The organism is Streptomyces sp. NPDC044921, from assembly GCF_056432865.1.
In genome coordinates this window covers 227,142-250,114 of sequence record NZ_JBWKIF010000011.1, presented here as the reverse complement: position 1 = coordinate 250,114, position 22,973 = coordinate 227,142, and the positions used below count along the sequence as shown (strand labels likewise).

Here is a 22,973-nt window from a genome sequence, read left to right as displayed (position 1 = left end):
CCCAGCCTACGGCCCGAGGGGGCCGGGCCCCCGCGCCGTGCGGGCGGCTCATTCGTCCTGGCGCCGCCCGGACCCGTCCTCCTCGGCGGGGGCCCGGCCGTCCGCCGTCTCACCCGCGGTCAGGTGTTCCAGGACCTCCACCAGTTCCTGGCAGGCCTGCTCGACCGAGCGCCGGGTGTTGATCTGCTCGGTGATCACGGCCGACAGGATGAGGGCCGTCAGGGCCATCGCCCCGTTGAAGGCCTGCAGCTTCATCATCACCTCCACCCGGGTGAGCCGGTCGAACGGTCCCACCCGGTCGGTCGCCGCCACCGTGGCCATGACCGACGCGAACAGAGCGCACGCCATGCCGCCCGCCAGCTGGAAACGGAGCGCCGCCCAGATCACCAGGGGGTAGACGAGGTACAGCAGACTCAGCCGGCTGTGCGTGGCGGGTGGCACGACGCAGCAGACGACGACCGCCAGCCCCGTGGCCTCCTTCCAGCGGGTCGGACGCAGCGGCAGGCGGATCCGGGCCAGCAGCAGCACCACCGGGGTGACGATCAGCACGCCCATGGCGTCGCCCACCCACCAGGCCAGCCACACCGCCCAGAAGCCCGCCCATTCCAGCCGGCCGGTGAGCAGCAGCAGGCCCGCGCCCACGGTCGAGCTGATCAGCATCGCGGTGAAGGCGCCCAGGAACACCAGGGCGAGACCGTCCCGCAGCCGGGCGAGATCGGTGCGGAAGCCCGCCCGGCGCAGCAGCAGGTACCCGGCGACCGGCGCCGCCGTGTTGCCGGCCAGGACGCCCAGCGCCGACGGCGACGGGGAGGTGAGGGACAGGATGACGAACAGCGCGCCCAGGGCGATGCCCGGCCAGCAGCGCAGCCCGATCAGCAGCAGGCAGGCGACCGAGACCCCGGTGGGAGGCCAGACGGGGGTGACGACCGCGCCCTCGACGACCAGCTCCCGCAGCAGCCCCAGCCGCCCCGACACGTAGTAGCAGGCGGCGACGGCCGACGTCTGCAGAGCGAGGACGACCGGCTTGCGCGGATGCGGGCTACCCACCACAGCAGCCATGAGACACCGGGGTCACCGGGTCGGCGAGGCGGGAGCCGGGCCGTGCGGCCCTATGGCTGAGGCGCCCGCTCCCGCTCGCCCGCCCCGGGGGACCGGCGCGGAGCGTCCGGTGCGTCGAGCCCGACCACCAGGACGGCGGCGTCGTCGTCGTGCCCCACCCGCCCCGCCCCCTTGATCACGGCGGCGGCCAGCGCGTCCGCGTCCATGCCCGCCACCGCCGCGATGCCCGCGAGCCGCGCCACCTGCTCCAGGCCCTCCTCCAGCCGCATCGACGGCCCCTCCACGACACCGTCCGTCAGCAGGACGAACACGCCGCCCGTGGTGAGTTCGTAGCGGGTCACCGGGTACGGCATGCCCGCCAGCACCCCGAGCGGGGGACCGCCCTCGTCCTCGGTGACGCCGGACGTGCCGTCGGCCGTGGCCCAGACGCACGGCAGATGCCCCGCCCGCGCGCTCTCCAGCACCCCGGCGCACGGGTCGAGCCGCACGAAGGTGCAGGTGGCGAACAGGTCGGAGTTGAGTGCCAGCAGCAGATCGTTGGTGCGGGCCAGCACCTCGCCCGGCTCGCTGCTGACGGAGGCCAGCGCCCGCAGCCCGGCCCGCACCTGCCCCATGAAGGCGGCGGCCTCGATGTTGTGCCCCTGCACGTCACCGATCGACAGAGCGATCCGGCCGTCGCCCAGCGCGAAGGCGTCGTACCAGTCGCCCCCCACGTTCAGGCCCTGGCACGCGGGGGTGTACCGCACGGCCAGGTGCAGCCGGCGTGCGACGGGCAGGTCGCGGGGGAGCATGCCGCGCTGCAGCGCGAGGGCCAGTTCGACACGCGACCGCTGCATCTCGGCCTGCGCACGCGCCTGGGCGGTCAGGGCCCCGAGCCGGGCCAGCAGCTCGTCGCCGTCGCCCGTCGTGCCGGTGCGGGACATGGATCACTCCGGCGAGGGCGGCCACGCTCGATGACGACCCTCGAAGACAAAACACCCAATCGACGTTCATAGGATGATAATCGGGCCGAGGGTCCGGTGACGACTCACGGTTCGCGGACGGCGGCGACCAGCACGACGGTCACGCTGATCAGCAGGGCCCACGCACCGAACTTGTCGATGCCCACCGGTTCCCATCCGTGCTGCTGGTACGGATAGCGCCACGCGCCGACCAGGGTGGCGAGGTTCTCCGCCACCCACAGGAAGAACCCGATCAGCACGAACGACACGGCCAGCGGCAACCGGCGGCGCACACCGCGCACGGTGAACCGTGCCGACGTCCCCGCGGTCACCGCCACCAGCAGCGCGGCCAGCGCCCAGCGCGCGTCGGGCAGCCAGTGGTGGCTGAAGAAGTTGACGTAGATCGCCGCGGCCACCACCGCCGTGGCACGCGGGCGGTAGCGCACGAGTTCCAGGTCGAACAGGTGCCAGGCCCGGCAGACGTAGCTGCCGACCGCCGCGTACAGGAATCCGCCGTACAGCGGCACCCCGGCGAACTTCAGCACGGCGGGTTCCGGATAGCTCCAGGAGCCCAGCGACACCTTCACCAGCTCGAACGCGAGCCCGATGACGTGACAGACCGCTATGACGGCGACGTCCCGGCCGTTCTCCCAGCCGCGCAGCCAGAACAGCAGCGTGAGCAGCACCCCGTAGACGACCAGCAGGTCGTACCGCGCCACCGGGAGGTCGGGCAGCAGGGCGGACACGGCGACGCCGGACAGCAGGGCGATGGCGAAAGCGCAGGCGCGTGTCTGCGTCCACGCGAAGTCGAGGAGGTGGCGGACAACCGGTGCGGCCCAGGTGCCGCCGACGCTGGGAAAGATCATGGTGCCCTGTAGGACGGCCCCTGTCCGCTACCGGTTGCAGCCGGCCTCCGCGGTCGCGGCCGTCGAGCCCCGGGCTGCGGCCACCGCCTGCCGCAGCAGCGCGGACAGCCGCTCATCGGCGTCGGGCGCGGCGCTCAGCACCCGCACGGCGTGTTCGAGCCACCGGCTCCCCGGACCGCGCCACCACAGCAGATCGCGGAGGCGGCCCGCGGGACCGGCCGTCGGGCAGCGGCCGGCCCGCTCCGCCCTGCGGCGGCACGCCCGGCCGTGCCGCGCCAGGGAGCGGGAGGCCGGGCGGACCCGCCGGGCCGCCTCCACCGCCATGGCGACGAGCAGCGGTGCGTGCGCCCGGCCCGCGGGACGGGCGTCGGCGAGCTCGGCGGCCAGCGGCCACAGGGCGAACCGGGCCGTCTCGCCCACGCTGTCGTTGACCGCGCGGGCCAGAGCCGCGAGCACCGGATGCGTACCGGCCGGACTGTCGGTGAACCGGTCACCGGCCAGCAGGGCGGCGGCCTCCATCAGGCAGGCGCCGTCGTCCGGATGCAGATGGGCGAAACGAGCGGGCACCGGGAGGCCGCCCGGCGCCGCGCCGCCCGACGGCTCGGACGAGGGGGGAACGGAGGAAGGGCTCATGACGGCCTCCGGCCGGCCTCACACACCGGTGACGGCGTGCAGGAAGAGATAGAGCGCGGCGGCGGGAATCCCGGCGCCGGGGAACGTGAGCACCCAGGCGGTGACGATGGAACGGGCCACCTGCCAGCGTACGGCCGAGGCCCGCCGGGTGGCACCGGCACCCAGAATGGCGGCGGTGATCGTCTGCGTCGTGGAGATCGGCGCCTTCACCAGGAACGCGGTGGTGTAGAGAACGGCCGCCGCCGCGGTCTCCGCGGCGAAACCGCGCGGCGGGTCCAGGTGCACGATCCGCCGCCCCAGGGTGGTGATGATGCGCCGCCCTCCGCTGTACGTACCGGCGGCCATGACGAGCGCCACGGCGACGATGACCCACACCGGCACGGAGAAGTCGTCCTGCCAGCCCGCCGTGACCAGGGCCAGCACGATGACGCCCATGGTCTTCTGCGCGTCCTGCAGCCCGTGCCCCAGCCCCATCGCGGCGGCCGACACGGTCTGCGCCATACGGAAACGCCGCATGGTGCGCCGGGGGGAGGCGCGGCGGAAGGCCCACAGGACCGCGGTGTGCAGCAGGTAGCCGAGGGCCACGCCGACCAGCGGGGACAGCAGCATCGGGAGGACGACCTTCTCCAGGATGCCGGACCAGTGCACCGTCGCCGAGGCGGCGAGCGCGGCACCGACCAGCCCGCCGATCAGGGCGTGCGAGGAGGACGTCGGCAGCCCCCGCCACCAGGTGAAGACGTTCCACCCGATGGCGCCGAGCAGCGCGCACAGGACCAGCAGCAGGCCCGAGTCCTCCTGCGGGGCGCCGATGATGCCCTTGCCCACGGTCTGGGCGACCTCCGTGCCCAGGAAGGCGCCGAGGAAGTTCATCACCGCGGCCATCGCCAGCGCCACCCGCGGCGTCAGGGCCCGGGTGGAGATCGAGGTGGCGATCGCGTTCGCGGCGTCGTGGAAGCCGTTGGTGAAGTCGAACGTCAGTCCCACGACGATGATCAGCACCACCAGCGTGAGCTCCATGACCGATCACCTTTCGCCGTGCGTCCGCACGCCTCCATCCTGCGCCCCCACGGGCGGAGCGGACCCCTCGACTACGCCACGCGAGGCGTACCCGTCCCGCGGGAACACGGCGCCTCCCCCTTACGGTGTCCGGGTGCGATCTGTGCCGAAATGGGTGCTTCTGTCGTCAGGGTGCGCTCCGGTCGCCCTCGTCCTGGGCTGGCTGGTGGCGGCGTCGCTCCAGGGCTCGCCGTACGATCCGGCCGTCCAGACGATCAGCGTGCTGGCGGCGCCCGGAGCCTCCGGCCACTGGGTGATGACAGCCGCGTTCGTCGTCCTCGGCCTGTGCCATCTGCTCACCGCCTGGGGGCTGCGCCCGGCCGCGCCCCCCGGACGGGTGGCGCTCGCGGCCGGGGGAGTGTCGGCGCTGGCGGTGGCCGTCGTCCCGGCACCGAGCAGCGGTGGCTCGCTCGGCCACGGCTCGGTCGCGGCCGTGGGTTTCACCGTCCTCGCGGCCTGGCCCCTCCTGGCCGCGCGCACCGGCGACGCCGTGCCCTGGGGCCTGCGCCCGCTGCCGTCCCTCGCGGCGACCGGGGTGATGGCGCTGGGCGCGGCCTGGTTCCTGAGCGAACTGCACCTGCACGGAGCGGCCGGTGTGGCCGAGCGCGCGGTGACCACCCTGCAGTCGGTCTGGCCCTTCGTCGTCGTCCTCTCCTGTTTCCGCGCCGTCGGCCGTGACTCCCGGCCCGCCCGGCTGGTACGCCGGTGAGGTGACGCGCGTACGCGGAAAGTGCGGCACAGGCACGCTGCGCGTACGCGATACGAGCGGGACAGGTGTGCTTGACGGTACGGTGGCCGGACCTGGAGGTGTTGCATGTCCGAGCTGTTCGACGCGGTCGACGCGCTGGTCGCGTCCCGCTCCCCGCTGCCGCCGCCGACGGAGCGCAAACGGCTGCGCCAGGCGCACGGTCTGACGCTGGACGAGGTGGCCTCCGCACTCCGGGTGCGGCGGGCGACGCTCAGCGGCTGGGAGGCCGGCCGGACCGAGCCCCGTCCCCCCGAGCGGGACGCCTACGCCCGATTGCTGCAGCAACTCGCCCGCCTCTACCCGGCCGACCCCGGCGAGGTGCCGGCGACGGCCACCACCACCGAGCCGAGGCCTTCCGCCGCCCTCACGGCCGGGCCCGCCCCGGCGCCCAGCCCCGAACCCCCGGCCGCGACACCGGCGGGGGCGAAGCGGCCCACCGCGGCGGCGCCTGTCGCCGGGGAGCCCGGGGCCCGGGAGCCCGGAGTTCCGCCGCTCTCCGCCACGACCCTCACCGCGCCCGGGACTTCCGCGGCGGCGCCTGTCGCCGGGGAGCGCGGCGTGCCGGAGTCCAGCGCTCCGGCGGACGCGGCAGCGTCCCCCGGCGCGGCGGAGCCGTCCAGGACGGCGCCCGACGCCGCGGAGCAGGGGGTGCGAGAGCCCGTCACCGGAGAGCCCTGCGTCCGCAAGTCCGCCGTCGGTGAGCCCGGCGTCCATGAGCCCGGCCCTCCGTCCGAGGTCGTGAAGCCGGCCGGTGGGGCGCGCGGCGTTCCGGAGCCCGTCGTCGCGGAGACCGTCGATGAGGATCCCGCGGTCCCGGTGAGCGCCGCCCCGGCGCCCGGCGTCGCCAAGGGCGCGCCGGCGTCCACCGCCGGGGGGCCCGGCGCGGTGGAGCCCGGCGCGGTGGAGCGCGGACCGGTCGCGCCGAGCCGGGCCCGGCGGGCCGTTCCCGCCTCGCGCGCGGCCGACCGTGGCCCGGCGTCCGCGCCGCGGCGTCGGGCCCCCGCCACGGCACGGGAGGCGAGCTCCGCGCCGTCCGGCGCCGACCGCCGGTTCGAGAACGGCCCGTTGCTCGTGCTCGACGCGGACGGCGACGGCCGCGTCACCGGCTACGGCGTCGGCGGTCTGGTCCTGGACGTTCCCGCCAGGTCGCTCCCCGCCCTCGTCGCCTGGGCGCTGGAGGAAGCAGGCCTCGGGGCGCCGAGGCTGCACGGCTGCGGCAAGGACGCCGACCCGCTGCTCGTCCTCACGGAGGCGGCCGCGCGGCGGTACGGTCTCCCGCCGCGGCTGTCGGACGCCGAGCGGCTCGCGGGACGGCTGCCGGACGGCCACAAGGTCCTCGGCCAACTCGACAGGGCGGACTGGCGGCTGACCCGGCGCGGTTTCGGCCCGTGGGCGCGCATCTACCGCCCGGCCCGCGGCAGCGAGCGGCAGTGCGTGCAACTGTGCCTCCCCTCGTGGGACGCCCTCGACCCCCGCACCTGGGGCGAGGCCGCACGGCTGGGGCCGGCGGAACTGGCCCGGGTGCTGGGCACCTACGCGGCCCGGGTGATGACACCGCGGGGCTCGACGGCCGTCACCGGCCTGGAGCTCATGACCGCCCTCAACCCGCCCACCCGGGCGAGCGAGCCGGACGCGTCGGGCCGACGGCACCGTGAGCACCGCCCCGGATCCCTGGGCGAACACCCCGTCGACTGCGCCCCCTGCGAGGCGCCCGACGGGCACCCGCTCCTGGCCGGCCTGCCCCGCTTCCACCAGCGCGGCCCGCAGGAGATGCTGCTGGAGGAGGCGTACGACTGGGCGCGGGAGCTGACCGACGACGAGTGCATGCGGCGCTACCTGGTCGGCATCGACGTCAACCTCGCCTTCGGCGCCGCCGCCAACGGCGCGGTGGTCGGCCTCGCGGCCCCGCCCGTGCACGTCACCGGCCCCGAGTTCGACCCGGCGCTGCCCGGCGCGTGGCTGGTCGACCTCTCCCACGTCGACCTCTCGCAGGTCCGGCTCGGCGGCCGGTGGCAGCGCCTGCGCGGCGAGTTGCTGCCCAGCCCTTTCACCCCCAGCGGCGAGCGCCCCACCGGCCCCGCCTGGTACGCCACGCCGACGGTGGCCTACGCGGTGGAGCTCGGCTACGCCGTGGCCCCGCGGGAGGCCTGGGTCCGCGAGGAGAAGGGCAGGTTCCTCGACGGCTGGTACAAGCGGCTGCGCGACGCCTACGTCACCACCATGGGCGACCTGGGCGTGTCCGAGAAGCTGCCGCCGCAGCGGTTCCTGGAGGCGATGGAGGGCCACCGGCAGCGCGATCCCGAGATGGCGATGGTCCTGGACGCCGTCAAGTCCACCGTCAAGGGCGGTATCGGCAAGCTCAGGGAGCGCGCGCGTGGCGGCGGCTGGAAGCCCGGCCAGGCCTGGCCGGCCCTGGCCCGTCCGACGTGGCGGCCCGACATCCGCGCGGCCGTCATCTCCCGGGCCCGCGTCAACATGCACCGCAAGATGCTCCACCTCGCCGCGGCGACCGGCCGTTACCCGGCGGCGGTCCTGTCGGACTGCGCGGTCTACGCCGCCGACGGCCCGACCCCGCTGCACGTCCTGCCCTACGATGCCGACGGCAAGACCGTCCCCGGCTCCTTCCGCCTGGGCGTGTCACCCGGCATGGTCAAGCACGAGGGCACCCAGACCACGCTGTGGGCCGAGGAGATGCGCGAGAAGCACGGCGGGGACCTGAACCTCGCCCGCTACATCAAGACCGGCGACGTCACCGCCGGCGACGACGAGTAGGCGGTGCAGCCGATGGACAGGGTCGGGGACGGCCTCGATGCCGCACTGCAGAAGGCGTTCACCCGCCCGATCCCGCGCAGCGCGGGGGCGCGGATGCGGTTTCTGGTCAGGCAGTTGAAGGGGACGGGCCCGGTCGCCCGGCTGCTCGGCGTCTCCCGCCGCACGGTGGAGCGGTACGTCAGGGACCAGCTGCGGCACCCCCGCCCGGACCTGGCCCGGCGGCTGGAACGCGAGGTCGTCCGGCGCTGGCAGCCGAGGGTGCGGGCCAGGGCCAGGAGGACGGCGGTCACGCAGGCCGGGCTCGTCCTCGACACCCGCGCCCGGTTCGGCTACACCGCCGCCCCGGGCACGACCGACGACGCACGCCTGCGGCACCTGACGGTGGCCCTGCCCCCGGAGTACGCGGCACGGCTCTTCGAGGCCAGGGACGCCGGCCGCAGCGAGCAGCAGTTGCGGGACATCGCGGCGCAGGGGCTGCAGGAGATCTACTTCCGGGACCGCGGCCGCCGTGCCCACGGCCTGCTGGTGGAGTTCACGGACGTGGAGCACCTGGAGTTCGACCTGTGAGCCGCCGGCCGGCGTCGGCCGCCGTCCCGAAGTAGTCACCGCCCTTGCGCCGGGCGTCGTCCGTGCCCCAGGCGCGCTCCTCGCCGGTGCTGCGCCGCCGCTGGGCCGGCACCAGCCGGGGTATGTGTTTCGAGCAGTGGACGTACGCCTCCTCGACCTGGACCCGGACCCAGATCTGCGGGCGCCGCCCGGGTACGGGGTCGACGGCGAGGCGCCCCGGATGGCTGCGGCGCATGGTGTCGTCGGGGACGAGTTCGGCCCGGCCGTTGACGTGCAGGCCGATCCGGTCCCCGGCGAAGTCGATCATCAGGAGGCCGACGTGCGGGTTCTCCCGGATGTTGCCGAGCGACGCCATGACGCCGTTCCCGCGGTACTCGGGGTAGGCGAGGGTGGTGTCGTCGAGCACGTGCAGGAACCCGGCCGGTCCGGCCCGGAAGGTGTTGTCGCACTCCCCGTCGCCGTCCGCGGTGGCGAGGAAGAACATCTCCTGCCGGGCCACGAACTGCTGCATGCGTGGATTGAGCCGGTCCAGCACCTGTTCGTCGTAGAACCGGTCGGCGCGGTCGGTGGTTCCCAGCTCCTGCTGGATCCGGTGTTCTCCGTGGCTTCCGGGGCGGTCGGCCCGCTCATCGTCGTACAACGGTCCTCCTGACGGGCATGTCGCATAAGGGCACCCGGCTGGCCGAAAAGACGCCACGGGCCGCGCACAAGAGACTAGAGCAGCCGGGCGGGGCCCGTGTCGGCGGCCGGGGCACGCGAGCCGCACCCACGGCGGGAGGGCGTCCGGCACCGCGCCGGGCAACCGGGGTCGGCCGGGAACCCGGCCGGTTTGTCAGGCGCTCCGCCCTCGCAGCGCCTGGCCCACCGACCAGACCACGGCCACCAGCGGTACGGCCACCACGGCACCGATCACGCCCGCCGCGACGGCCCCGCCGACGACCGCGAGGGCGACCACCACCGGGTGCAGCCGGACGGCCCAGCTCATGACCAGGGGATGCAGTACGTGCCCCTCGATCTGCCCGATGACCACGATCAGCGCCACGACCACCAGGGCGATCAGGGGGCCCTTCGTGGCCAGGGCGACCACGGCCGCGACCGCCAGGGCGATCGGCGAGCCGATGAGCGGGATGAAGGCGGCCAGGAACTCCAGCAGCGCCAGCGGCACCGCGAGCGGAACACCGAGGGCGAACAGCGCGATGCCCACCAGGACGGCGTTGGTCCCGGCCACCAGCAGAATGCCGTGGGTGTAGCCGGTGAACGTCCGCCAGGCGGCCCGGCCGGCCACCGTGACACGCTGCCGCGCGCCGACGGGGAGCTGGTCGCACAGCCACTGCCACTGCCGCTCGCCGGAGTGGGTGAAGAAGACCGCGCAGAACACGGCCAGGGCGAGGACGGTCAGCACCTCCACCAGGCGGCTCGCTCCGCTGAGCGCCGTACTGATGAGGGTGGAGCGGTGGTCGGACAGCAAGGCGCCGATCCGGGACTGCACATCGGCGAAGGCGTCCGCGGGGAGCCGGAACGGGGGCTCCTCCAGCCGGCGTTCGATCCGGTCGATCCCGTCGGCGAACTCCCGCGCCAGTCCGCTGCGCTGGCGTGCCACCGTCTCACCCACCAGGGCCAGGGCACCGAGGACGAGGGTGATGCCGCCGACGAGCGCGACGGTGACGGCGAGCGGCCGGGGCAGGAACCGGGCCAGCACACCGGCCACGGGCCGCAGGACGGCTGCGACGACCAGGCCGAGGAAGACGGCGACGGCGATCCGGTGGAACTGCCCGAGCACCGAGAAGGCCACCCGGACGACGACTCCGACCGCGATGAGCCGCCACGCGTAGGCGGCGGCGGTGCGCAGCAGGGCGGGCACACGAGCGTCCTCACCGACGAGACGCGCGAGCGGCGGAAGGGGCGGTTCGGGAGGCGAGGACATCTCATCCCCCTACCACCGGACGCGACCCGCCCCGCGCCACCGCCGCGCAATTCCCTCGAAGGCCGGTGCCAACCGCCCGTCACCCGGGCAACCGGGCACGTCGGTCCACCTCGGTGACGGGCCGGGCCGGCCGATCACCGGCTACGGATGGTCGTCCCGGGGTCTTCGGCCAGGGCCCCGGCGACGGCCTCGTGCCGCTGGACGCCGACCGCATGGCCACCGGTGCCGGCCCCGCCTGGGCGATCACCGTGCGGAAGGAGTGATTACCTGTCAGTAGGTCGTCGGCCCCGGCGTATTGACTCGTGCGGCGGCAGGGGCGATTCTCGTCGCATCTTGGGCGAGGTCATGACAAACGCGCCGGGTCGTGCCCCGCCGTGCACCCCGCCCTCCCGCTGACCGAGGGACGTGGGTTGTGACCGGAGCCGAACGCCCGTACCGCACACGCAGGAACCTCACCGTCGTGTCGCTCCTGCTGCTCGTGGTGGCCGTCGCACTGGGCCCGACGCCGAGTACGGCGGCCGGGAACGACTGGTGGAACCCCGTCGCGCGGCCCGCGCCGGACTCGCAGATCAACGTCACGGGGGAGCCGTTCACCGGCACCGACGCCCGGGGCGAGGTGCGCGGCTTCGTCGACGCGCACGACCACATCTTCTCCAACGAGGCCTTCGGCGGGCGCCTGATCTGCGGGAAGCCGTTCTCCGAGCAGGGCGTGGCCGACGCGCTCAAGGACTGCCCCGAGCACTACCCGGACGGCTCCCTCGCGATCTTCGACTTCATCACTCGCGGGGGAGACGGCAAGCACGACCCCGTCGGCTGGCCCACCTTCAAGGACTGGCCGGCCCACGACTCGCTGACCCACCAGCAGAACTACTACGCCTGGGTGGAGCGGGCCTGGCGCGGCGGCCAACGGGTGCTCGTCAACGACCTCGTCACCAACGGGGTGATCTGCTCGGTGTACTTCTTCAAGGACCGTAGCTGCGACGAGATGACGTCCATCCGGCTCCAGGCCAAGCTGACGTACGACATGCAGGCCTACATCGACAAGCTGTACGGCGGGCCCGGCAAGGGCTTCTTCCGGATCGTCACCGACAGCGCCCAGGCGCGGAAGGTCGTCGAACAGGGCAGGCTGGCGGTCGTGCTGGGCGTCGAGACCTCCGAGCCGTTCGGCTGCAAGCAGATCCTCGACGTCGCGCAGTGCAGCAGGGCCGACATCGACGAGGGACTGGACGAGCTGTACGCGCTCGGTGTGCGCAGCATGTTCCTGTGCCACAAGTTCGACAACGCGCTGTGCGGGGTCCGCTTCGACTCCGGCAGCCTCGGAACGGCCATCAACGTCGGCCAGTTCCTGTCGACCGGCACCTTCTGGAAGACGGAGAAGTGCGCCGGGCCCCAGGCCGACAACCCCATCGGCAACGCGACGGCGGCCGGTGCCGAGGCGAGGCTCCCGGCCGGCGTGGAGGTGCCGGGCTACGGCGCTGACGCCCGGTGCAACGTCCGCGGTCTGACCGAACTCGGCGAGTACGCCGTACGCGGCATGATGCGGCGCGGGATGATGCTGGAGATCGACCACATGAGCGTCAAGGCCACCGGCCGGGTGCTCGACGTCTTCGAGGCGGCCTCCTACCCCGGCGTCCTCTCCTCGCACAGCTGGATGGACGCGGAGTGGACCGAACGCGTCTACGGACTGGGCGGGTTCATCGCCCAGTACATGCACGGCTCCGAGGGCTTCGTCGCGGAGGCCAGGCGCACCGAGGCCCTGCGCGACAAGTACGGCGTGGGTTACGGCTACGGCACCGACATGAACGGTGTGGGCGGCTGGCCGGCCCCGCGCGGAGCCGACGCCCCGGACAAGGTCGTCTACCCCTTCGAGAGCGCCGACGGCGGGTCCGTCATCGACCGGCAGACCACCGGCGAGCGCACCTGGGACCTGAACACCGACGGAGCCGCCCACTACGGCCTGGTCCCGGACTGGATCGAGGACATCCGCCGGGTCGGCGGCCAGGACGTGGTGGACGACCTGATGCGCGGCGCCGAGTCCTACCTCGACACCTGGGGCGCCTCCGAGAGCCACGAGCCCGCCGCCGATCTCGCCACCGGCTCCACCGTCTCGGCCAGCTCCTCCGAGTGGAGCCTGTTCACGAGCCACCAGCCGCACCGGGCGGTCGACGGCGACCGCCGCACCCGCTGGGCGAGCCACTGGAGCGACGACCAGTGGTACCGGCTCGACCTCGGTTCCGTGCGGACCGTCCGCAGGGTCACGCTCGACTGGGAGCGCGCGTACGCGAAGGCGTACCGCGTCGAGCTGTCCACCGACGGCACCACCTGGCGCACCGCCTGGTCCACGACGGCCGGCGACGGCGGGCTGGACACCGCGAGCTTCGCCGCCGCACCGGCCCGGTACGTCCGCATCCAGGGGCTCGCGCGCGGCACGGGCTGGGGCTACTCCCTCCACGAGGTCGGTGTCCACGGCAACTGACGACCACGCCTCACGGGGCTCTGGAAAAACACTCCGCAAGAAGTGGACGCGTCGTTCATTTAATGCTTATATGGACGCAGCGTCCACTTCTTGCGGAGGAGAAAGCCATGACCAGCACGCCCGCCACCTCCGGCACCACGCCCCGCGTCGCGCTCGTCACCGGCGGCTCCGGCGGCATCGGCAGGGCCGTCGTCGAGCGCCTGGCGGCCGACGGCTTCGCCGTCGCCGTGCACTACGCCGGCAACAAGGCCCGGGCCGAGTCCCTCGTCGAGGAGATCACCACCTCCGGCGGACGGGCCGTCGCCGTCAGCGGTGACGTCGCCGACGAGCACGAGATGCAGGCCGCGTTCGACGCCGTCGAGACGGCGTTCGGCGGGATCGACGTGGTGATCAACACCGCCGGGATCATGGTGCTCGCACCCATCGCCGAGCTGGACCTGGACGACCTGGACCGGATGCACCGCACGAACATCCGCGGCACCTTCGTCGTCGCCCAGCAGGCCGCCCGCCGGGTGCGCCGCGGCGGCGCGATCGTCAACGTGTCCACGTCGGTCACCCGCACCCAGCTGCCCGCCTACGGGGCGTACGTCGCCAGCAAGGCCGCCGTGCAGAGCATCACGCTGATCCTCGCGCGCGAACTGCGCGGCAAGGACATCACCGTCAACACCGTCGCGCCCGGCCCGGTCGCCACCCCCCTCTTCCTGGAGGGCAAGGACGAGGCCGCCGTCGCCGCCTTCGCCAAGGCCACTCCGCTGGAGCGGCTGGGCGAACCGCGCGACATCGCCGAGTCGGTCGCCTTCCTCGCCGGCCCCGCCCGCTGGGTGAACGGCCAGGTCCTCTACACCAACGGCGGCCTGGCCTGACCCCACGAGCACCGCACGGCAGGCCCCCGGCGCACCCCTGAAGGAGCAACCCCATGACATCCGTCGTCCTCGTCACCGGCGCCGCCACCGGCATCGGCAACCTCACCGCCCGCGCGCTCGCCGCCGCAGGCCACACCGTCTACGCCAGCATGCGCGACGTCCGCGGCCGCAACGCCGGGCGCGCCCGGGAGCTGCTGGACCTCGGCCGCCGCGAGGAGCAGGACGTCCGGGTCGTCGAACTCGACGTCCAGTCCGACGCCTCGGCGGAAGCGGCCGTCGCGACCGTCCTGCGGGAGGCGGGCCGCCTCGACACGGTCGTCCACAACGCGGGACACCTCTATGTCGGTTACGTCGAGGCGTTCACCCCCGAGGACATCCAGCACCTGCTGGACATCAACACGCTCGGCATCCAGCGCGTCAACCGCGCGGCCCTGCCGCACATGCGCGCACGCCGCTCCGGCACGCTCCTCTACGTCGGCAGCACCACCTCCGTCGTCGTACCGCCCTTCCTCGGCCCCTACGTGGCGTCGAAGGCCGCCGCCGACGCCCTCGCCCAGGTCACGGCGTACGAGGTGGGTCAGTTCGGCATCGAGACGACCATCGTGATGCCGGGCCCGTTCACCTAGGGCACCGCGCACTTCCCCCACGCCGGTCGCGCCGGCGACGCCGAGCGCACCCGCGCCTACGCCGCGCTGGACCCGATGGCGGCCCGCAACGAGGAGGCCACCGAAGGGCTGTTCCCGCCCGGCGTGGACGCCCATCCCCGGGCCGTGGCCGAGGAGATCGCCCGGGTCCTGGCCCTGCCGGCCGGCACCCGCCCCTTCCGCACCGTCGTCGACTTCAGCCAGGCCGGTGTGGAGGAGGTCAACGCGGTGCTGCGCCGGGCGCAGGAGGAGTTCGTGACCCGTCTCGGCTTCGGCGAGCTCCTGCACGTCCAGGGGGCCGAACCCCTGCGCGCGCCGTGACCCGGAGCCCGGGCCGCGCGGGGCCGGCGCGGCTTCCTAGACTGACCCGTCCCGGAACGAGCGAGGGAGGGACACCGTGACGAAGCAGGCCGAGGGCGCCGCCGGGCGCCCGGCCCGCGGGCGCGGCCGCCGCCCGGCCGACGAGGTCCGCGCGGACGTCTTCCGCGTGGTCGGCGAGGTGCTCCTGACGGAGGGGATCGCCGACCTCACCTTCGAGCGGGTGGCCCGCCTGTCCGGCGTCAGCAAGACGACGCTGTACAAGTGGTGGCCCTCCAGGGGAGCCCTCGCCCTGGACGGCTACTTCCACGCCGTCGAGGAGACCCTGGCCTTCGAGGACACCGGTGACGTCCGCGCCGACCTCACCCGCCAGCTGCTCTCCTTCGCGCACCTGATGACCCGGACACCGGCCGGGCGGGTGCTGGCCGAGCTGATCGGCCAGTCCCAGACCGACGCGGACCTGGCCACCGCCTTCCGCTCCCTGTACTCCTCCGGGCGGCGACGCCTGGCGGGGGAGCGGCTGCTGCGTGCGCGGAAGCAGGGCCAGATCCGCGAGGACGTCGACGTCCAGGTCCTCGTCGACCAGCTCTGGGGCGCCGTCTACCACCGGTTGCTGATCCCGGACGAGCCCGTGACGGACGACTTCGTCCTCGCCCTGGTCTCCAACCTGCTCGACGGCGTCACCCCGCGGCGCGCGCCGGGCTCCTGAGCCACGACTCCCCGCCGCCGGGTCAGGAGGTCGCGCGGACCGCGTCGCGGATCAGCTCCGCCACGTCCTTCGGCCGGGAGAGGGCGACGGCGTGCGAGGCACCGTCGAGCTCGACGACCGTCGCACCGGCCCGCTTCGCGCCGAAGCGCTCCACCTCCGGGTTGATCGCCTCGTCCGCCCCGGCCACCAGCGCCCAGGACGGCTTGTGCTTCCACGCCGCGGCCGACGCCGTCTCCGTGAACGTCGAGGCGGCCAGCGGACGCTGCGCCACCGCCAGGACCTTCGTGACGGACGGCGGAACGTCGGCGGCGAAGACGGCGGGGAACGCCCCGGCCTCGATGGTGACCTCGATCGCGCTCCCCCCGCCGTCGGCCGGGTACGTCCTCTCCTCGAGGCTGCCCACCAGCGGCGAGAGCGGGAAGCGCTCCTGCAGCTCGCCCAGGCTCTCGCCCTCCTCCGGTATGTAGGCGGCGACGTAGACCAGGCCCACGACGTTGTCCGCGGTACCGGCGACGGAGATGACGGCACCGCCGTAGGAGTGGCCGACCAGGACGACCGGGCCGTCGATCTGCGAGGCCTGCGAGGCGATGTACGCCGCGTCGGACGCCAGCCCGCGCAGCGGGTTGGGCGGTGCCACCACGGGGATGCCGTGGTTCTGCAGCTCCGCGATGACGCCGGACCAGCTGCCGGCGTCCGCGAAGGCGCCGTGGACGAGCAGGGCGGTCGGAGTGGTGGCCATGGGGGTGCTCCCTGGAACGGTCGGGCCCGGAGGGCCGGGTCAGCGGGTGTGCAGCGCGGCGTGGAGGACCGCGGAGGCCTGGCGGATGGCCGCGCCGGCGGCGTGGGTCTCGCGCAGGGCGTTGAGCATCACGAAGTCGTGGATGACGCCCTGGTAGCGCACGGCCGTGACGGGTACGCCCGCCGCGCGGAGCTTGTTCGCGTAGGCCTCGCCCTCGTCGCGCAGCACGTCGGCCTCGGCGGTGATCACCAGGGCCGGGGGCAGGCCGGTGAGCTGCTCGGTGGTGGCGCGCAACGGCGACGCGGTGATCTGCGCCCGCTCGGCCTCGTCGGTCGTGTACTGGTCCCAGAACCACCGCATGCCGTCCCGGCGCAGGAAGTAACCGGTGGCGAACTGGTGGTAGGAGCCGGTGTCGAAGCTCGCGTCGGTCACCGGGTAGAACAGCACCTGCTGGACGAGGGGGACGTCGCCGCGCTGCTTCGCCATCAGGGTCAGGGCGGCGGTCATGTTGCCGCCGACGGAGTCACCGGCCACGGCGAGCCGCGCACCGTCCAGGTTCCTCGACGCGCCCTGGGCCACGACCCACCGGGCGACGGCGTAGTTCTGCTCGATGGCGACGGGGTAACGGGCCTCGGGGGAGAGGTCGTACTCGGGGAAGACCAGGGCCGCGTGCGCGCCGACGGCGAGTTCGCGGACCAGGCGGTCGTGGGTGTGGGCGTTGCCGAACACCCAGCCGGCCCCGTGGATGTAGAGGACGACCGGCAGGGCGCCCTCGGCGCCGGCGGGCCTGACGATCCGGGCGCGGACGCTCCCGGTCGGACCGCCGGAGACGGTGATCCACTCCTCGTCGATGGCGGGCTTGGCGATGTCGCCCGACTGCACCTCGTCGACGGCCTTGCGGCCCTCGGCCGGGGCCAGGTCGAACAAGTAGGGCGGGTTGGCGGTCGCCTCGGCGAACGCGGCCGCGGCCGGTTCCAGAACCGGCTTCACCGGCTCGAAGGTGTGGGACATGCGAACTCCTGGGACTCTCTGCTCGCCGGCGTCTCCGGCGCGGCGGCCCGCCCCGGCAGCGAAGGTCCGCCGGGCCGTCCGCGGCCACGCTAGGTCCGCGAGGCCCGGTGGCCTTGCCCGCCCGCGCACGGCCTCTGCTCCCCCCGCGCACGGCCCGGCCTCCCGGGCCGGCGGGCGGCCGCACGAACGCCTCGCCGGCACGGCCCCCGGGTGCCGGTCGCACGAGACCGGTGACATTGCCGGTGCGCGCGCGGTGCCCGGTCCCCGACAGTGGCGGGGCCAGCCCAACGGCGGTGCCCGCCCCGCGGGCGCGCGGCGGACGCCCCAGGTCCCGCGTGCCCGCGGCCGGGCCCCCCGCCACGACAGAGAGGACGACTCGTCGTGCACCTCCACCCCCACACCGCATCCCGCACCGGCGGCTCCCAAGGGCGCCGGGCCGGACGCCGGACCGGGCGACTCGCCGCGGCCGCCGCGACGCTCGCCGTCGTCGTCGGCCTGGGCCCCCTGACCAGCCCGGGCGCCCACGCCGCCGACAACCCCTACGAGCGCGGCCCGGCTCCCACCACGTCCAGCATCGAGGCCAGCCGCGGCCCGTACGCGGTGTCGCAGACGTCCGTCTCCTCGCTGTCCGTCACCGGATTCGGCGGCGGCACCATCTACTACCCGACCAGCACCAGCGACGGCACCTTCGGCGCGGTGGCCGTCTCACCCGGCTACACGGCCTACGAGTCGTCCATCGCCTGGCTCGGACCGCGCCTGGCCTCGCAGGGCTTCGTGGTGTTCACCATCGACACCCTCACCACGCTCGACCAGCCCGACTCCCGTGGCCGCCAGCTGCTGGCCGCCCTGGACTACCTGACCCAGCGCAGCTCGGTGCGCGGCCGCGTCGACGCCTCCCGCCTCGGCGTCATGGGCCACTCGATGGGCGGTGGCGGCAGCCTGGAGGCCGCCAAGTCGCGCCCGTCCCTGCAGGCGGCGATCCCGCTGACGCCGTGGAACCTCGACAAGAGCTGGCCCGAGCTCACCACGCCGACGCTGATCGTCGGAGCCGACGGGGACACCATCGCCCCGGTCTCCTCCCACGCCGAGCCCTTCTACTCCAGCCTGTCCTCCTCGCTGGACCGGGCCTACCTGGAGCTGAACTCGGCGACCCACTTCACGCCGAACTCGTCGAACACGACGATCGCGAAGTACAGCATTTCCTGGCTCAAGCGGTTCATCGACAACGACACCCGCTACGAGCAGTTCCTGTGCCCGCTGCCCCGCCCGAGCCTGACCATCGAGGAGTACCGGGGCAACTGCCCGCACGGCTCCTGACCGTCCCGCGCCCCGGGCCGCGGAGCCGCGGCGGCGACGGGGACCGGCGGCGGACGCGCCCGACGCGTCCGCCGCCGGTGTCGTGCCGGGGCACGGCCAGGACGGCCGGTGGTTGGGCCGGGGCACAGTCCGTCCACCGGGCGTCACCCGGCGGCCATCCGGCCGTTCTCGGCAAACCCGCAGGTGCCGACGGGGTTCCGCACGTCTCACAGCCCGGACGTCAGGCTTCCGGTCTTCCTTACGCGCAAGTAACCTCCTTGGGGTGACGGGAGACAGAAGCTGGGTGCGCACGGCTCTCCGTGCGGGGAGCCCGCACGGACGGGACACCGCCCGGCCGGCCGCCGGGACCCGCGGCCACGCCGAACTCGCGCGCGGCGAAAGGCAGTTGTACGACGGGCCGGTGGGTGACGCGCGCGAGTCCCTGCTGCTGGCCGCGGCCCTGCTGGCGGCCGACGCCCCGGATGAAGCGGAGAAGGCGCGCCTCTTCGCGGCGGACGCCGCGTGGGCGTCGGGCGACGCCCCGGCCTGCCTGGCCATCCTCGACGGCACGGACGCCGCGGCGGTCCGGGTCTCCGGCCACGCGACCGCGGACACCGTTCCCGGCATCGCCCCGGCCGGCGCCCCCGCCGTACGGGCCGACGCTTCGCCACTGACACGAGCCACCACCGCTCCGGGCCCGCGGCCCGAGGCCGCGGCCGGGGCGCCCTGCGGAGGGCCGGACCCGGCTGGGAACGGACCGGCGGCCGGTGGAGGCTCGGACGTGTCCGCTGCCGGGCCGGAGCCGTCCGCCGGTGAGACGGCACCCCGCGAGTGCCCACCGGCGCCCGGCGGTCGGCCGGGCCGGTCCGATGGCGGTCCGGACCCGACGCACGGCGGACCCGGCCCGTTCTGTGGTGGACCCGATCGGTTTGGCGGTGGGTCCGATTCGCTTAACAGTGGACCGAGTTCGCATGGCGGTGGACCCGGTCGTCTCGGTGGTGGTTCCGACTCGTTCGGCGGCGGACTCGGCCCGCACGGCGGTGGACCCGATCGGCTTGGCGGCGGGCCCGGCCCGTTGGGTGGTGGGTCCGGCCCGTTGGGCGAGTCGCGCCCGGGCGATGGTGGCTCAAGCCCGCTGGATGGCGAGTCGGGGCCGGGCGGTGTCGGTCCAGGACCGGGAGCGGATGGGGCAGGACCCGGAGGGGATGGGTCAGGGGTCGGCGGGGATGGATCAGGAGTCGGCGGGGATGGGCCAGGGCCGGCATGGCCCCGTGATCCGTTCGTCCGGGACTACCGCGACGGTATGCGCGCCCTGCTCGCCCTGCGGCCCGGGGAGGCCGTCGGGCCGCTGCGGCGTGTGCTGGAGCGGGCGTGGGGCGACGGTAGGCCGGAGCGGCTGCTGCGCGCCGCCGCGGCTGCCCTGCTGCTCGGGGACGTCCACACGGCCCGTGCCGTGGGGGCCCGGGCCCTCGCGGCCGCCCGCAACGCCGAGTGCACCGCGTCCGAGGCGCGGGCCCTGGAGTACCTCGCCTACGCCGAACTGCGGGCCGGCCGCCACGCGCAGGCACGCGGCCACGCGGAGGAGGGCGTGCGCGCTGCGCTGGCCGCGGGCCGGCGCAACACCGCGGCGAGCCACCACGCGATGCTCGCCCTGGCCGCTTCGATCGAGGGGGACACCGCCGCGGTCTCCGGACACGCCGCGGCCGCCCTGCGCACCGCCCGCCGCCACGGCCTGGCCCAGGCGGCGACCCTGGCCGAGTGGGCCATCGCCCGCGCGGACCTGGCCCGCGGCCGCCCCCTGGACGCCGCCGACCGGCTCGGCCCGCTCGTCGGGCCGGGCCCCCGGCGCGGACACTTCGCCGTCTGGATGCTCGCCGTGCCCTGTCTCGTGGAAGCAGCGGTGCTCGCCGGGCAGCCGGAGGACGCCCGGGGCGTCGTCGCGGACCTCGCCCGGTGGGCGGCCTTCGGCGCCGACCCGCACGCGCCCGCCCAGCTCGCCCGCTGCCGCGCCCTGCTCGCCGCGGACGAGGGCGAGGCCGACGACCTCTACCTGCGCGCGCTCGCCCTGCACGACGCCTCGGGCGGCGACTTCGAGCGAGCCCGCACGGAACTGCTGTACGGCAGGTGGCTGCGGCGGCGCCGCCGGCTGCGGGAGGCCCGTGCCCGGCTCGGAGCCGCCCTGGTCGGCTTCGAACGCTGCGGCGCCGCCGCCTGGGCCGACCAGACGCGCGGCGAGCTGCGCGCCAACGGGGCCGCGTCCGGGACGGAACCGGCCGGAGGGCTGTCACGGCTGACGCCGCAGCAACTGCGGATCGCCCGCCACGTGGCCGAGGGCGCCACCAACCGGGAGGTCGCCCAGCGGCTGGCCGTCAGCACCCGCACGGTCGACTACCACCTGCGCAACGTCTTCGCCGTGCTCGGCGTGCGCTCCCGCGTCGAACTGGCCCGCATGGTCGACCAGGAGAGCCGCTGAGCCGTCGCCGATCACCCCGGCCCGACCGAGAAGAGTGCCGCACGACCCTGGGGACCGACCGGACGGTATGCCATTCTTCGTTAGCAGGACCGTAGGGGTGACGAGGGCCGTCCGCGCGGCGCACCCGCCGGACGCCGCCGTGTCCGGCGGGCGCCGGGCGCCGCCGGGAGGCCGAAGTTGGGGGAGGACCGCGATGCATCCTGCCGCACGCACACGCACGACGTTCCGCACCGGGCCGACGCCCGTTCCGCAGCCGCGGACACGCCGGATCCGGTCGCTGATCGACGCCGACGCGCTGCGCGTCCTGCACCGGGCGGCCCGCGTCCTGCTCGACGAGCTGCCGGAGCTGACCGACCGGCTGCTGGCGGTCCTGGGCGAGCAGGAACCCGCGTACCGGACCGCGCTGGAGACCGACCACGCCGCCACCTGGCAGGAGGCGCACCGCTCGCTGCGGCACAGCGTGACCTCGCTGCTCGACCCGCGCGGCACTCGCGAGGCCGCCCACCGCTGCACCTGGCGGATCGGCGCCACCCGGGCCGAGCAGGGACTGCCGCTGGACGCCCTGCTGCACGCGTTCCGGCTGGGCGGGTCCCTGGTGTGGCAGCGGCTGGTCGAGGAGACCGCCCGCGCGGAACCCGACGACATCCGCCTCCTGGTGCACGTGGCCACCGACGTCTGGAACTTCGTCGACGAGCACTGCACCCTCGTCGCCGACGCCTACCGGCAGACCGAGCGGCAGCTCGCCTGGCGGCGCGAGAACCGGGTGCGCCTGCTGGCGGCGGCCCTCCTGGACGGCACCAGCAGGATCGCCGACCTGCCCGAGACCGCCGAGGGGCTGGGCCTGCCGGAGCAGGGCCGGTACGCGGTCGTCGCGGTCGCCGGCGTCCGGCCGCAGGGACCCACCGGCCTGCGGGCCCGCGCCCGCGCGTCCGGCACGAGCGCGTACTGGCACCCGGGCCCGGAGGTGGACTACGGCATCGTCCTGCTCGGGGAAGCGGGGGACGGGCAGGACGACCGGGACCCGGCCTCGGCGCTGGAGCTGCCCGGGGACGGGCCGGGCGGCGGCTGCCGCATCGGCGTCGGCAGCGCCGTGACGGGACTGGCCTCGGTCGGTGACGCCCGGCGCCTGGCCGATCTGGCCCTGAGCATCTGCCCGCCCGAGGGCGGCACGGTCCGGCTCGCCGAGCATCTGCCCGAGGCGCTGGTCGTCTCCTGCCCCGAGCTCGGCGCGACCCTCACCGAGCGGGTGCTCGGGCCCCTGCTGCGGCTGGAACCGGCCGACCGGGACGTCCTGCTGGACACCCTCGTCGCCTGGTTCGCCTCCGAGGGGTCCGCCCAGCGCGCCGGTGAGCGGCTGTACTGCCACCGCAACACCGTCCTGAACCGGCTGCGCCGCTGCGAGCAGCTCATCGGGCGCTCCCTGGCGCGCCCGCTCGACGTGGTGGAGATCGGCCTCGCCCTCACGGCGCGCCGCCTCCTGCCCGGCTGACGGCGGCCGCCGGCCCCCGGCTCTCCTGCCAGCCACGGCGGGGAGGCGGCCCCGCTGCGCGGCTCACAGACGTCGCGCTGCGCGGCTCACGGGCGTCGGCACCCGCCGCCCTGGCCCACGCCGTCGACGGACACCGCCCCGGCAGGGTCGGCGGAGGCCGCACCACCGTGGCGGGTGCCGGGCCGGGTTCGGCAGAACGCCGGCGACCCCCGGCCACCCCCTGACCGGCCCCCGGCCATCCCCTGGGCGGCCCCCGGCTATCCCCTGGGCGGCTCCCGCCACCCCTGACCGGCCTCCGCCACCCCCTGGGCGGCTGGGCAGCCGCACAATCCCCGCCGACCCGGGTTGGGACCGCGCAGCCACCCGGCGCGAACACCTGTACCGCGTGT

General features: G+C 74.7%; 19 protein-coding genes and 1 pseudogene. 11 read left to right on the top strand and 9 right to left on the bottom strand.

What is annotated here, in order from left to right; all coding sequences use genetic code 11:
• Positions 1-48: 48 nt before the first annotated feature.
• The 5 genes from AC07DA_RS19700 to AC07DA_RS19680 all read right to left on the bottom strand — a co-directional run bounded on the left by AC07DA_RS19700 (position 49) and on the right by AC07DA_RS19680 (position 4,516).
• Positions 49-1,059: an MASE1 domain-containing protein gene (locus tag AC07DA_RS19700; protein WP_479129436.1), complete on the bottom strand. Its 1,011-nt coding sequence runs from the start codon at positions 1,057-1,059 to the stop codon at positions 49-51.
• Between the two features lie 50 nt (positions 1,060-1,109).
• Positions 1,110-1,982: a PP2C family protein-serine/threonine phosphatase gene (locus AC07DA_RS19695; RefSeq protein ID WP_479129435.1), complete on the bottom strand. Its 873-nt coding sequence runs from the start codon at positions 1,980-1,982 to the stop codon at positions 1,110-1,112.
• Positions 1,983-2,086: 104 nt separating this feature from the next.
• Positions 2,087-2,866, bottom strand: a complete 780-nt coding sequence (locus AC07DA_RS19690) for a DUF817 domain-containing protein (protein ID WP_479129434.1) — start codon at positions 2,864-2,866, stop codon at positions 2,087-2,089.
• 27 nt (positions 2,867-2,893) lie between these two features.
• Positions 2,894-3,499 (bottom strand): hypothetical protein, encoded by a 606-nt coding sequence (locus AC07DA_RS19685; protein WP_479129433.1) that lies wholly within the window; start codon positions 3,497-3,499, stop codon positions 2,894-2,896.
• 18 nt (positions 3,500-3,517) lie between these two features.
• Positions 3,518-4,516: an inorganic phosphate transporter gene (locus AC07DA_RS19680; protein ID WP_479129432.1), complete on the bottom strand. Its 999-nt coding sequence runs from the start codon at positions 4,514-4,516 to the stop codon at positions 3,518-3,520.
• A gap of 133 nt (positions 4,517-4,649) precedes the next feature.
• On the opposite strand from AC07DA_RS19680, the gene AC07DA_RS19675 reads away from it, so the two are divergent.
• The 3 genes from AC07DA_RS19675 to tpg all read left to right on the top strand — a co-directional run bounded on the left by AC07DA_RS19675 (position 4,650) and on the right by tpg (position 8,642).
• The gene (locus AC07DA_RS19675; protein ID WP_479129431.1) at positions 4,650-5,264 is read left to right on the top strand and encodes a DUF998 domain-containing protein; all 615 of its coding nucleotides are present in this window, start codon (positions 4,650-4,652) and stop codon (positions 5,262-5,264) included.
• A 105-nt stretch (positions 5,265-5,369) separates the two neighbouring features.
• Entirely contained in the window at positions 5,370-8,075 is a 2,706-nt protein-coding gene (gene tap / locus AC07DA_RS19670; protein ID WP_479129430.1) for a telomere-associated protein Tap, read from the top strand.
• A gap of 12 nt (positions 8,076-8,087) precedes the next feature.
• Positions 8,088-8,642 carry a telomere-protecting terminal protein Tpg gene (gene tpg, locus AC07DA_RS19665; protein WP_479129429.1) on the top strand — a complete coding sequence of 185 codons (555 nt, stop codon included), beginning with the start codon at positions 8,088-8,090 and terminating at the stop codon, positions 8,640-8,642.
• Here the strand turns inward: tpg and AC07DA_RS19660 are convergent.
• Both AC07DA_RS19660 and AC07DA_RS19655 read right to left on the bottom strand, forming a co-directional pair.
• Positions 8,608-9,282, bottom strand: coding sequence for a pyridoxamine 5'-phosphate oxidase family protein (locus tag AC07DA_RS19660; RefSeq protein WP_479129428.1), 675 nt, complete (start codon positions 9,280-9,282; stop codon positions 8,608-8,610). The two genes, tpg and AC07DA_RS19660, sit on opposite strands and share 35 nt — an antisense overlap.
• 192 nt (positions 9,283-9,474) lie before the next feature.
• Positions 9,475-10,566 carry an AI-2E family transporter gene (locus tag AC07DA_RS19655; RefSeq protein WP_479129427.1) on the bottom strand — a complete coding sequence of 364 codons (1,092 nt, stop codon included), beginning with the start codon at positions 10,564-10,566 and terminating at the stop codon, positions 9,475-9,477.
• A gap of 412 nt (positions 10,567-10,978) precedes the next feature.
• Here AC07DA_RS19655 and AC07DA_RS19650 point away from each other — a divergent pair, with 412 nt between their 5' ends.
• The 5 genes from AC07DA_RS19650 to AC07DA_RS19630 all read left to right on the top strand — a co-directional run bounded on the left by AC07DA_RS19650 (position 10,979) and on the right by AC07DA_RS19630 (position 15,576).
• Positions 10,979-13,042 carry a discoidin domain-containing protein gene (locus AC07DA_RS19650; RefSeq protein ID WP_479129426.1) on the top strand — a complete coding sequence of 688 codons (2,064 nt, stop codon included), beginning with the start codon at positions 10,979-10,981 and terminating at the stop codon, positions 13,040-13,042.
• A gap of 107 nt (positions 13,043-13,149) precedes the next feature.
• Positions 13,150-13,905, top strand: coding sequence for an SDR family oxidoreductase (locus AC07DA_RS19645; protein WP_479129425.1), 756 nt, complete (start codon positions 13,150-13,152; stop codon positions 13,903-13,905).
• Positions 13,906-13,958: 53 nt separating this feature from the next.
• Complete coding sequence (locus tag AC07DA_RS19640) at positions 13,959-14,531, top strand: SDR family NAD(P)-dependent oxidoreductase (protein WP_479129424.1); 573 nt, start codon at positions 13,959-13,961, stop codon at positions 14,529-14,531.
• Between the two features lie 75 nt (positions 14,532-14,606).
• The gene (locus AC07DA_RS19635; protein ID WP_479129423.1) at positions 14,607-14,870 is read left to right on the top strand and encodes a hypothetical protein; all 264 of its coding nucleotides are present in this window, start codon (positions 14,607-14,609) and stop codon (positions 14,868-14,870) included.
• Positions 14,871-14,946: 76 nt separating this feature from the next.
• Positions 14,947-15,576: a TetR-like C-terminal domain-containing protein gene (locus AC07DA_RS19630; protein WP_479129422.1), complete on the top strand. Its 630-nt coding sequence runs from the start codon at positions 14,947-14,949 to the stop codon at positions 15,574-15,576.
• A gap of 22 nt (positions 15,577-15,598) precedes the next feature.
• Here AC07DA_RS19630 and AC07DA_RS19625 read toward each other — a convergent pair whose 3' ends face one another.
• Positions 15,599-16,315, bottom strand: coding sequence for an alpha/beta hydrolase (locus tag AC07DA_RS19625; RefSeq protein ID WP_479129421.1), 717 nt, complete (start codon positions 16,313-16,315; stop codon positions 15,599-15,601).
• 39 nt (positions 16,316-16,354) lie between these two features.
• Positions 16,355-17,326 (bottom strand): alpha/beta hydrolase, encoded by a 972-nt coding sequence (locus AC07DA_RS19620; RefSeq protein WP_479129420.1) that lies wholly within the window; start codon positions 17,324-17,326, stop codon positions 16,355-16,357.
• A 381-nt stretch (positions 17,327-17,707) separates the two neighbouring features.
• On the opposite strand from AC07DA_RS19620, the gene bdeA reads away from it, so the two are divergent.
• From bdeA to AC07DA_RS19605, 3 genes and pseudogenes are all read left to right on the top strand, one after another.
• The gene (gene bdeA, locus AC07DA_RS19615) at positions 17,708-18,643 is read left to right on the top strand and encodes a bis(hydroxyethyl) terephthalate hydrolase (protein ID WP_479129419.1); all 936 of its coding nucleotides are present in this window, start codon (positions 17,708-17,710) and stop codon (positions 18,641-18,643) included.
• A 1,366-nt stretch (positions 18,644-20,009) separates the two neighbouring features.
• Positions 20,010-21,095 (top strand): annotated as a pseudogene (locus AC07DA_RS19610) (helix-turn-helix transcriptional regulator); the annotation flags it as partial.
• Positions 21,096-21,288: 193 nt separating this feature from the next.
• The gene (locus tag AC07DA_RS19605; protein WP_479129418.1) at positions 21,289-22,584 is read left to right on the top strand and encodes an RsbRD N-terminal domain-containing protein; all 1,296 of its coding nucleotides are present in this window, start codon (positions 21,289-21,291) and stop codon (positions 22,582-22,584) included.
• Positions 22,585-22,973: the final 389 nt, after the last annotated feature.